We start from the raw sequence: 9,154 nt of genomic DNA, 5'->3' as shown, positions 1-9,154 counted from the left end.
AGCTCCTAATGAAAAGATAGCTGCGATAGATTTAGGCATAGATAATTTGATGGCTGTAACTTCAAATCAACCGGACTTTATCCCTTTGTTGATTAATGGCAGACCGTTAAAAAGCCTGAATCAATTTTATAACCAACGTCGGGCTAAGTTACAATCTCTGTTAAAAGGCAATCGTCAAAGTTCCCAGAGGATTCGCCGTTTAACTCGTTGCCGTAATCAGAAGATAGATAATTATCTTCACCGAGCTAGTCGTTATTTAGTCAATCTCTTAGTTGACCAAGAGATAACAACTTTAGTAATTGGGAAAAATGACGGTTGGAAACAAGAAGTAAACTTAGGAAAAGTCAACAATCAAAAATTTGTGACCATCCCTCATGCTCGATTAATTGAGATGATTAGTTATAAATGTCAATTAGAAGGAATCTCTGTGATTCTTCAAGAAGAATCCTATACCTCAGCTTCTAATTTTTTGAATGACGATCCTCTCCCCGTTTATGGACAGATAACTGAAAAGCCAGTGTTTTCAGGAAAAAGAATTTCGCGAGGGTTATATCGTACAGATAAGGGGATTTTGGTTCAATCTGATGTCATAGGTTCCTACAATATTTTACGAAAAGCATTCCCAAATGCGTTTAACCGCTATGGGATAGAGAGGTGCGTAGTTCACCCAAGGAGAATCAATCTCTCGAAGTAAAAGTGAAAGGAATTTCTGAAATGGATTTCAGTCTGTCTATATTTGACTATACTTTTACTAACTATGACTGCGGGTAACATCGAAGAACAGAAAAAATATGCTCGCGGTCCGATGAAATTGGGTCCCAATGTTTACATCCCCCGCAAACAGAATTCTAGGGATAGAGACATTTTAGACTCGATCGCCCGGCCTTTTTTTGAACGTCACCGTCCCACTGCCACTTTTTATGAACAAGCGGCCGAAATGCTGCCCGCAGACACCAGAGATCAATTAGTGCGTCAACTGTGGCAACTTACCCCAGAAACTATCCGCGTCAAGGGTTTTGCACTTGCTTTAGAGGGTGTTCCTTTGAGTACGCGATCGGCTCCTGAGTTAGAAAAAAGAGCAAGAATTTGGTTAAATACGCCTTCAGAAGCCGTCTTTAGGCGTTTAGTCAAAGAATATCCCACAAATTACTTTGATGGGGCAAAAAGCACCGCATTATGGGCAACAGAAGCGATTTGTCAGCAGCTATCTCACCCTAATTGCGATCGCTTGCGACCAGTTTTTGCCGAAAGAAATCGTCGGGTTATCTCCAGCGTTAACATTGAACTGGTACAAGCGCCGGGATCCCACTGTTTGACCAAAGGACGCTTGCAACCCCTCCCCGGTTACAGCGATTTTCAATACCAACAAACGGCGAAATATTATCTCCTCGCAGCCTTACAGACGGGACAATTACCGCAAATTGTCAGCCATTTTGCCGTGGATAGTTTTCTGATTAATCAAGGAAAATATCCCCATTGTGACCCCCGGGGTTTTGATCTACAACGTCTCTACAATCTCATCAGTCAAGCTTTGGATTATGACCCCGGCACTGTTTATGGCATCGTCCCTCGTTACGGCACAAATATTCTAGCCGGTGATAATATTTGGTGGCATAATCGAGTTTTTGACCAAGCAAATTTACCCACAACTTTAAATTAGACCTGATCATTTAGAAATGTCCACTTCTCCCAAAGCTTCTAGATAAGTAATCGCCGCTTCTAAAGGAGAATCGTAGCTATATGAAAACTCCTCAAACCAGCGTCCTTCCTCCGATTTGGCATCTAATTTATCTAACCATTGCTTTGCCTTTCTAGTTAAAGCTTCTCGCTTGCGCTGCTGTTTTAATGCCGCTGCTTTTTCTTTTTCCGCTGCCTCCTGTTGTTGCCTTTCTTGGTTTTCTAAAGCTAAAGCTTTTAAAAGCGCATCGGTAGCAGAATCGCCAGCATAATTAACCTTAAATTCGTCTGGGTAACGATCTTTTTCTTGGCGAGAAGAAGGGGACGGCATCGGTTTTTCCTGATCCCGTTTCTGGTATTCTGCCTTCATTTGTGCCAGTAAATCTTCTATTTCTCCCATAATGATCAAGTTAGAAAGTAAAAAGTTAAAAAGCGGGTTTCCTTATTTTTCCAAACGCACTAGATACCATTGTAAATAACCCTCCTCACCCAGATCTAACTCACAGTAATTATCGCGCAGATAGAGAGCTTTTTCCTCAAAACTAGAGAATTTCGCCAATTGTCGGGGACAAATCTCCGGTTTTGCGGTGATTAAATCTTTTAACTTATCCCGCAACTGGTCGGGAGTCTGGAATTGTTCAGGTTGATCGGCCTCGAGGACAAGAAAATAGTCCCCTTGATACATAATAGAATCGGGCATCGCTGTTTGATAGTCTCAGTAGGAAAATTTTTTGGCTATCTTTACCACTTTATCGCCTCAACGCTCGATCGACACCACCACTATGACAGACCATCTCACCAATCCCTTTCTCAGTCTCCCCTACGAAAGCGCCATGCAGGACTTGGGGGACCAATACTATGATCAAGTTGCGGCTGCGGATTTTCCCAGTCATATCCTTCGTTTTCGCAATGATGCTTTATTACCTTTGCTGGGAATTCAGCCAGAATTAACCTTAGATGAGCATTTTATCGAGGCTTTTGGTAAATTTCAATCCCTGACCCCCTTTTTGGCCCTGCGTTACCACGGTTATCAATTTGGCGAGTATAATCCTTTTTTAGGGGATGGTCGCGGTTTTCTCTACGGTCAAGTTAGGGGTATTGATGGCAAATTATACGATTTTGGTACGAAAGGATCGGGACGGACCCCCTATTCCCGTCATGCGGACGGTAGGTTAACTCTCAAGGGTGGAGTCAGAGAAGTCTTAGCTGGGGAAGCTTTACGCGGTTTAGGGGTGAATACCTCTCGCTGTCTCAGTTTGGTGGAAACGGGGGAATCCCTCTGGCGCGGTGATGAACCTTCCCCGACGCGATCTTCGGTGATGATTCGAGTTAGTAATTCTCATATTCGTTTTGGGACTTTTGAGCGTTTATTTCATATTAAACGTAGCGATTTAATTAAAAGACTCCTCGATCATGTGATTATTTATTATTATCCTGAAATCGATCCCCAAGATAGCGATCGCTATTTAAAATTTTACGCCGCTTTGATTGAAAGAACCGCTAAATTAGCAGCCCAATGGATGGCCGCGGGTTTTTGTCATGGGGTTCTCAATACCGATAATATGTCAATTACCGGGGAAAGTTTCGATTATGGTCCCTACGCTTTTATTCCTTCCTATAACCCCCAATTTACGGCGGCCTATTTCGACTACGGTGGCCGTTATAGTTATGGCAATCAGCCTTTTATCTGTCGCTTAAATCTAGAGTTACTGCAATCTCCCCTGGCCATGGTCGTCTCCTTGTTAGAGTTAGATCTGGCTTTGGCTAACTATGACCAGCATTACAATTTTTATTATCAAAAAATGATGCTCAAAAAGTTAGGTTTTGAGGATATTTTTACTCCCGAATCCGCTTTACTGGTCAGCAAAACCGTGGAAGTTCTCCAAGAAACTGGCCTCGGTTATCACGAATTTTTCTATCAATTAAGTGAACAATTTAATTACGGTTGGCGAGAAAATAGTTCTCTAATTCTTGAAAATATGGATTTACCCAAAGCTGATTGGCAACGTTGGCGAGAATTATATAGTTTGGTCTTAAATCAATTACCCCTAGATTCCTTAGCTCAAATTGGGGACACCTTAACGCATTATAATCCTAAAACCGCTTTACTTAGACCGCTAATCGAATCGGTCTGGGAGGCAATTACCTATAAAGATGATTGGCAACCTTTCCAAGAATTAGTGATAAAATTACAAAATAAACAGTAATTAAGTAAGAGGACAAAATTAATTTCTTGGTTAGGAGAGGCAAGATGTGGTTAGATATGTGTAATTAATTAAACCTCTTGTATAATTAATTTTTGAAGGTTTAAAAACGACAAGAATAAGGATTAAATGGCATAAAATCTGTAAATAGACCATTTAATTAATTATTATTCATTCTTAATTCTCCTGACTACTGACTACTGGCTACTGACTCCTCACCCTAACAACAATTTTTGATTTTTACAAGAGGTTCAATACGATCTAATTGGGAACTTTGCCACCACATCCACTTACTCATCCTTAAATAAGTTGTTAGCATCCCCATCCTAGCAAATCCTTGAGATAACTTGATCACCTTTAATCGGGTGATCGCTTTTCTGAAAAAATAGGGAGCGGTGATCTGCCTCTGATCGGTATAGATTGATATAATTATCCTATGTTTATCTGGTCGTCAAAATGTTACTGAAAATCGTACAAATCGGTGATTCCCAAGCAATTACAATTCCTCAAGCAATCATGGAACAGTGTGAATTTACAGATGAAGTTGAGGCGATAGTTGATGGTAAAATGATTATTCTGAGTGCTAAAAAGAAGGTGAGGGAAGGTTGGGCTGAGTTATTTGATGATGCTCCTCTTGAAGCCGATTTACAGGATTGGTTGGGGGTAGAAAACGAGTTTGAGCGAGAAAACCAATGGTAGAAAGATTTGCCATCGTGTTGGTGGCACTCGATCCAACTAGGGGGTCTGAACTGCAAAAAACTCGGCCTTGTGTTGTTGTTTCTCCTAGTGAGATTAATGTTCGATTAAGAACAGTCGTTATTGCACCAATCACCGGTACTATCAAAAATTACCCAACTAGAATCACAATTGACCAAGAAAATGTGCGCGGCAGTATCGCTTTAGACCAAATTAGGGCGATTGACAAAATCCGAATTGTTGCCAAAATTGGCAGTCTTGACCAACGATTAGCAATGATAGTCGCTGATCGCTTGGTTGAATTTTTTCACTACTGATTGTTACTGAATTTGTGGAGAAGAGAAGAAATGTTATCAACACTTCTAAGTAAAGCTGTACAAAAAGCTCAAGAACTACCAGAAGCAATTCAATTCGAAGGCTGCCTCGACGCAATAATTGCCGGTAAGCCGGTTCATTTTCTGGATGGTCGCCTCCGATGATTGCTGCTCTGGATGTCCATTACACCGACACTGCGGCACAAGCTGCCGCAATCGTGTTCAAAGAATGGCAATCTGACGAACCAATTGCCAGCCGCACGGCGACCGAAGAACCTGTGGCGGCATACGAACCCGGAAAGTTCTACAGGCGGGAATTGTCGCCGCTACTGAGGGTGATTACGCAGATCGGGTTCGACGTACACACCTATGTGATTGATGGCTATTGCCATCTGTCTCGTGACCTTACGCCCGGTTTGGGTGCGTATCTGCACCGTTCGCTGACGCAACCCGCCGTCATCGTCGGCGTTGCCAAGAACCGTTATCGTGATTCGGAACACGCGGTCGAAGTGTTCCGCGCAAACAGCAAGCGGCCTCTCTTTGTCACAGCAATCGGCATCGAATACAACGTGGCTGCCCAACACATTCAATCAATGGCTGGGCAATTTCGAATACCCAAGATGCTCAAGGCCGCTGATGGTCTTGCACGGACAGAAATAGAGAGCTAACAAATCGGTGAACGTGAGCCGCCGATCACGTCGGTTTCCAGTTGCGGCCTGTTTGGCGGCGGCCACGTTACCTTTGTCGTTAGACTGCGAGGCTATCTGTAAGGAAGGATCATGTCGAGGCTATTGGTAGGCACTTCCATCCTTAAAGAAACATACGTTCTCTATGCAAGCATTGTTGAGTAGTTATTGAAAATAATTTGCACATCTTTACAGTATTTCAATTCCTAACTAAATGGATTCGATAGGTGGCTCCAGTGGGAACGCCAACCAAAACCAAAGGTACAGTAACAAAACCAGTCCAGGTATGACGACTGCTAAAATAACTGTGACAATCCGTACTCCTTGAAGTGGCAGTCTCCATCGCTGTGCAATCGCTGCACACACTCCTGAAATTACTTTGTGGCGACGACTGCGGTAAAAAACGGCGGTTGGTCTCCCTGAAATACTTACTTCTGTTTGAGATGGATTAATTTTTACTATTAAAGAAATAAGGAGTCCTATAAAACCCAAAACAGCCGATGGGATAGTAGCAATTGCAAGCCAGTGGGCAAAGACCATCCATGTAATGATTTCTCCAAGCCAACGGGGGGCAGGACAATGAAAGACTATAATTTCTGCCTGACAAGCAAAGCGTTCAGCCAAACTCAGTCCTCCCCAAGCTAGTAGGAGCGGGAAAATCCCGTAGAAAATGCAAATACCAAGCAAAACCAATTGCCAACGGATGGGAAGAGATCGCCGAATTGCAATCGCAGAAAGCGCTGGTCCAACAAACAACAGTGCCACAATTAAAGGAAAGTAAATCATTTTGTATTTGTCGTCAATATTTAGGGTTTGCTGAAAAAGTTTGTTGGTGGGGTTAGGAGTCTCCGAGTCGGTCGTCAGTAGCCGGTCGTCGGGAGTTTCAGGCTTTGTTGCCCTCTCTTGTTTGTACCAACTTATGTACTACAATAACGATAATGCAAGGTTTTTGAAGGTCCCAATCCGATTTTCTGGTACTAACATCGGATTTTAACAGGTCAAAAGCCTTATTTTAAAAGGGTTTTACCATTATTCAGCAAACCCTATTTAATTCAAGGTGGTTTCAAGATTAACAGTGCGATGCCGAAGGCACTGCGTAGCAGCAAGACATCGCCGTAGAGTGCGTTCCCTAATGGGGGTCTTACTGCTCCACCGATCGATTTTTGGGAACGTACCCTGCACATTGATTAAAGCTGTGAGTTTAAGTACGATGCCGATCTTGTAGGGTGCGAAAACGCGCGTGTAACGCACCTTTTTCAGGTTAGCTATAATGTCGGTCAGATAATGCTCTTATGAGGCGTTTAACCATCATATATACATTCATGAGCATATTGTTCAACCAGTAATTCAATGATTTTTTTCTAAGGAATTTGTTTTCGATCTGCTTGAGATTTAAAGAAGCTTACACTTTCTTCTGTTAATTCTAATGTTACTTGATTAGTTTTGATTTTACCTTTAGGAACTAACTGGTCTGGGGGCGGTAAAAAATCTTTAACGACTTGTCCCAGTTCCATTGGTTCATCAGTATAAGTTATTTTGCTGTTCATATAGTTTACGTCCTTTTCGCCAATAACCAGCTCCAAAAATTCTAACTTTTCCTTCCCGGTAAGTAAAGCGTACTGTGATAATTCCTTCATTAACTTGCCCCATACAGTAAAATCGATTTTCTTCTTGACTGTGAGCCAGATCTTGTGCGATAACTCTGTTGGGATCAAAAAATGCGTATTGGGCTAATTCAAAGGAAACATCATGTTTCTGTTGGTTTAAACGATTTTTATCTTCATCCCATTCAAAGCTTTCATCCATAAGCGGAGTTGATCAGCCTAATCACTATGATTTTAACATATCAAGAGGGATAAGCAAATTGCGAAATTTTGTCTCGCTCCCGTCTTCCTAGAAAAGAACCAAGGCTTTAAAGAACATGAGTTGAATCAAATTGATCGGCTGGTGATAGAACATCAAACAACATTACTCGATACATGTTTTGGGGAACGCACCATGCCCATGTATTAAAGCTGTGAGTTTAAGTAGGGGTTGCTGAATAATGGTAAAACCCTTTTAAAATAAGGCTTTTGACCTGTTAAAATCCGATGTTAGTGCTGCGAAAATCGGATTGAGACCTTCAAAAACCTTGCATTATCCTTATTATAGTACATAAATTGGTACAAAAAGAGAGGGCAACAAAGCCTGAAACTCCCGACTCCTGACTCGGAGACTCCTGACGACCGACTCCTAACCCCACCAACAAACTTTTTCAGCAACCCCTAAGTACGATGCCGCTCTGGTGGGACCAGTTGAGGAATGTTAGCGAAGATTCCCAATGTTTGGTTAAAATAGAGGGGCAAAAGTTGCCACAGGGTCGCTTCAATGACAGTTCGACAACCCCGCTACAGTAAAGAAGAATTCGCTCGACGTGGTAATCAGATTTATGAGTCTCAGGTACGTTCTCAAGTCGAGGAGGGTAATCAGGGGAGAATTGTGGCAATTGACATTGAAACAGGGGCTTTTGAAGTAGCGGATGATTTGGTAACCGCAGCGAAGCAACTTTCTGCACGAGTGCCTGATACTCAGACATGGTTTGTTCGCATTGGGCATTCAGCCGTCGATCACTTTGGCGCAAGGAGCCTGAGAACAAAGCCATGAGGCAAGGTCGTGTAAATCAAGGGTGTGAGGCGACCTTGGCGATCGCAGTCAGAAACAATGAAACAACGCAGATAGTAGATGCTGTAATTGATACAGGATTTTCGGGTTTTCTCACCTTGCCGTCTGACATAATTGCTAGGTTAGGGTTTATTTGGGAGGGTCGAGATCTTGCGACGTTAGGCGATGGGACTTTCTGCACGTTTGAAGTTTACATCGGGCTTGTGATCTGGGACGGGCAATATCGTGAGATTTACATCAACGAATCAGAGACGGTTCCGTTGATTGGGATGCAGCTATTACGAGGATACGATTTGCGAATTCAGGCAGTTGAGGGTGGTTTAGTTACGATCGAAGCGTTGAAGTAGAGTGCGATGCTGAAGGCACTGCGTAGCAGTACGCCATCGCTGTAGCAACGTGGAAGCTAGAATATATTAAGCCCTATACGTTAGATGTTGTATATGACTGAACGACTTGAGCAGGCGATCGCCCAATTAAAAACCTTGTCAACCGCTCAACAGGACGCGATCGCAACCCTAATTTTGGCAGAACTCGAAGAAGAGCAGCGATGGGATGACTCCTTTGCCCGCTCACCAAACTTGCTGGCTAAACTAGCAGCCGAAGCAATGGCAGAACATCGATTGGGCAAGACTCAAGAATTAGACCCAGAAACGTTGTGAAGTCTTGTACCACTGCTCGTTTTCGGGAGATGTTTGCAGATCTTCCAAAACCGATTCAAGAGCAGACCCGTAAAGCGTATCGGCAATTCAAAGAAGACCCAAGGGACTTGCATGGGAATAATATCCCAATCGATCGGAGGGCGCAAGCTTTGCGCCCCTACAGTAACGGATTTTGTCCACAATGTAGGGGCGAACTGCGTTCGCCCAAAAGGTACATTATCAAAGCGCAAGTCCCCAAGCTATCCCAGCTTGCGATT

General features: G+C 43.0%; 14 protein-coding genes and 1 pseudogene. 10 read left to right on the top strand and 5 right to left on the bottom strand.

What is annotated here, in order from left to right:
• Both IM456_RS15950 and IM456_RS15945 read left to right on the top strand, forming a co-directional pair.
• A partial coding sequence (locus IM456_RS15950) for an RNA-guided endonuclease InsQ/TnpB family protein (RefSeq protein WP_287705268.1) occupies positions 1 to 694 on the top strand: 694 nt, incomplete at its 5' end.
• Positions 695 to 754: 60 nt separating this feature from the next.
• A pseudogene (locus IM456_RS15945) lies at positions 755 to 1,660 on the top strand (hypothetical protein); the annotation flags it as partial.
• A gap of 6 nt (positions 1,661 to 1,666) precedes the next feature.
• Here the strand turns inward: IM456_RS15945 and IM456_RS15940 are convergent.
• Together IM456_RS15940 and IM456_RS15935 are read right to left on the bottom strand one after the other, a co-directional pair.
• A complete protein-coding gene (locus IM456_RS15940) occupies positions 1,667 to 2,077 on the bottom strand; it encodes a salt stress protein, Slr1339 family (RefSeq protein WP_149977477.1) in 411 nt (136 codons plus the stop codon).
• Positions 2,078 to 2,119: 42 nt separating this feature from the next.
• Positions 2,120 to 2,377: a CRR7 family NDH-1 assembly protein gene (locus IM456_RS15935; RefSeq protein ID WP_002781847.1), complete on the bottom strand. Its 258-nt coding sequence runs from the start codon at positions 2,375 to 2,377 to the stop codon at positions 2,120 to 2,122.
• An 82-nt stretch (positions 2,378 to 2,459) separates the two neighbouring features.
• Here IM456_RS15935 and IM456_RS15930 point away from each other — a divergent pair, with 82 nt between their 5' ends.
• The 4 genes from IM456_RS15930 (at position 2,460) to IM456_RS15915 (ending at position 5,559) form a co-directional block, all read left to right on the top strand.
• Positions 2,460 to 3,884 (top strand): protein adenylyltransferase SelO, encoded by a 1,425-nt coding sequence (locus IM456_RS15930; protein WP_149988700.1) that lies wholly within the window; start codon positions 2,460 to 2,462, stop codon positions 3,882 to 3,884.
• Between the two features lie 453 nt (positions 3,885 to 4,337).
• Positions 4,338 to 4,580 carry an AbrB/MazE/SpoVT family DNA-binding domain-containing protein gene (locus IM456_RS15925; RefSeq protein ID WP_061430113.1) on the top strand — a complete coding sequence of 81 codons (243 nt, stop codon included), beginning with the start codon at positions 4,338 to 4,340 and terminating at the stop codon, positions 4,578 to 4,580.
• A complete protein-coding gene (locus IM456_RS15920; protein WP_061430112.1) occupies positions 4,574 to 4,894 on the top strand; it encodes a type II toxin-antitoxin system PemK/MazF family toxin in 321 nt (106 codons plus the stop codon). Before IM456_RS15925 ends, IM456_RS15920 begins: the two co-directional genes overlap by 7 nt.
• Before the next feature lie 158 nt (positions 4,895 to 5,052).
• Positions 5,053 to 5,559: an endonuclease V gene (locus IM456_RS15915; protein ID WP_287691921.1), complete on the top strand. Its 507-nt coding sequence runs from the start codon at positions 5,053 to 5,055 to the stop codon at positions 5,557 to 5,559.
• A 228-nt stretch (positions 5,560 to 5,787) separates the two neighbouring features.
• On the opposite strand, the gene IM456_RS15910 is transcribed toward IM456_RS15915, so the two are convergent.
• The 3 genes from IM456_RS15910 to IM456_RS15900 form a co-directional block, all read right to left on the bottom strand.
• Complete coding sequence (locus IM456_RS15910; RefSeq protein ID WP_287691922.1) at positions 5,788 to 6,363, bottom strand: PspC domain-containing protein; 576 nt, start codon at positions 6,361 to 6,363, stop codon at positions 5,788 to 5,790.
• Between the two features lie 575 nt (positions 6,364 to 6,938).
• Entirely contained in the window at positions 6,939 to 7,124 is a 186-nt protein-coding gene (locus IM456_RS15905; RefSeq protein ID WP_004162454.1) for a hypothetical protein, read from the bottom strand.
• Positions 7,099 to 7,383: a BrnT family toxin gene (locus IM456_RS15900; RefSeq protein WP_004162457.1), complete on the bottom strand. Its 285-nt coding sequence runs from the start codon at positions 7,381 to 7,383 to the stop codon at positions 7,099 to 7,101. Before IM456_RS15900 ends, IM456_RS15905 begins: the two co-directional genes overlap by 26 nt.
• 39 nt (positions 7,384 to 7,422) lie before the next feature.
• Between IM456_RS15900 and IM456_RS15895 the strand changes: the two genes are divergently transcribed.
• The 4 genes from IM456_RS15895 to IM456_RS15880 all read left to right on the top strand — a co-directional run bounded on the left by IM456_RS15895 (position 7,423) and on the right by IM456_RS15880 (position 8,897).
• Positions 7,423 to 7,590, top strand: coding sequence for a DUF4160 domain-containing protein (locus tag IM456_RS15895; RefSeq protein WP_125732666.1), 168 nt, complete (start codon positions 7,423 to 7,425; stop codon positions 7,588 to 7,590).
• Between the two features lie 354 nt (positions 7,591 to 7,944).
• Positions 7,945 to 8,220 carry a hypothetical protein gene (locus IM456_RS15890; RefSeq protein ID WP_149986854.1) on the top strand — a complete coding sequence of 92 codons (276 nt, stop codon included), beginning with the start codon at positions 7,945 to 7,947 and terminating at the stop codon, positions 8,218 to 8,220.
• Entirely contained in the window at positions 8,217 to 8,585 is a 369-nt protein-coding gene (locus IM456_RS15885; RefSeq protein WP_149986855.1) for a clan AA aspartic protease, read from the top strand. The genes IM456_RS15890 and IM456_RS15885 overlap by 4 nt, the downstream gene beginning before the upstream one ends.
• Before the next feature lie 93 nt (positions 8,586 to 8,678).
• A complete protein-coding gene (locus IM456_RS15880; protein ID WP_079208267.1) occupies positions 8,679 to 8,897 on the top strand; it encodes a hypothetical protein in 219 nt (72 codons plus the stop codon).
• Positions 8,898 to 9,154 lie beyond the last annotated feature (257 nt).

Source organism: Microcystis sp. M079S1 (assembly GCF_020246425.1).
In the GTDB taxonomy this organism is placed as follows: Bacteria; Cyanobacteriota; Cyanobacteriia; order Cyanobacteriales; family Microcystaceae; genus Microcystis; species Microcystis aeruginosa.
The sequence above is the reverse complement of the archived record's forward strand: the minus strand, read 5'-3'. Positions and strand labels throughout refer to the sequence as shown.

Coding starts and splice junctions, on each gene's coding strand:
- IM456_RS15890 (WP_149986854.1), top strand. CDS start 7,945: ATGACAGTTCGACAACCCCGCTACAGTAAAGAAGAATTCGCTCGACGT.
- IM456_RS15940 (WP_149977477.1), bottom strand. CDS start 2,077: ATGGGAGAAATAGAAGATTTACTGGCACAAATGAAGGCAGAATACCAG.
- IM456_RS15920 (WP_061430112.1), top strand. CDS start 4,574: ATGGTAGAAAGATTTGCCATCGTGTTGGTGGCACTCGATCCAACTAGG.
- IM456_RS15905 (WP_004162454.1), bottom strand. CDS start 7,124: ATGAACAGCAAAATAACTTATACTGATGAACCAATGGAACTGGGACAA.
- IM456_RS15915 (WP_287691921.1), top strand. CDS start 5,053: ATGATTGCTGCTCTGGATGTCCATTACACCGACACTGCGGCACAAGCT.
- IM456_RS15880 (WP_079208267.1), top strand. CDS start 8,679: ATGACTGAACGACTTGAGCAGGCGATCGCCCAATTAAAAACCTTGTCA.
- IM456_RS15930 (WP_149988700.1), top strand. CDS start 2,460: ATGACAGACCATCTCACCAATCCCTTTCTCAGTCTCCCCTACGAAAGC.
- IM456_RS15885 (WP_149986855.1), top strand. CDS start 8,217: ATGAGGCAAGGTCGTGTAAATCAAGGGTGTGAGGCGACCTTGGCGATC.
- IM456_RS15900 (WP_004162457.1), bottom strand. CDS start 7,383: ATGGATGAAAGCTTTGAATGGGATGAAGATAAAAATCGTTTAAACCAA.
- IM456_RS15925 (WP_061430113.1), top strand. CDS start 4,338: ATGTTACTGAAAATCGTACAAATCGGTGATTCCCAAGCAATTACAATT.
- IM456_RS15910 (WP_287691922.1), bottom strand. CDS start 6,363: ATGATTTACTTTCCTTTAATTGTGGCACTGTTGTTTGTTGGACCAGCG.
- IM456_RS15935 (WP_002781847.1), bottom strand. CDS start 2,377: ATGCCCGATTCTATTATGTATCAAGGGGACTATTTTCTTGTCCTCGAG.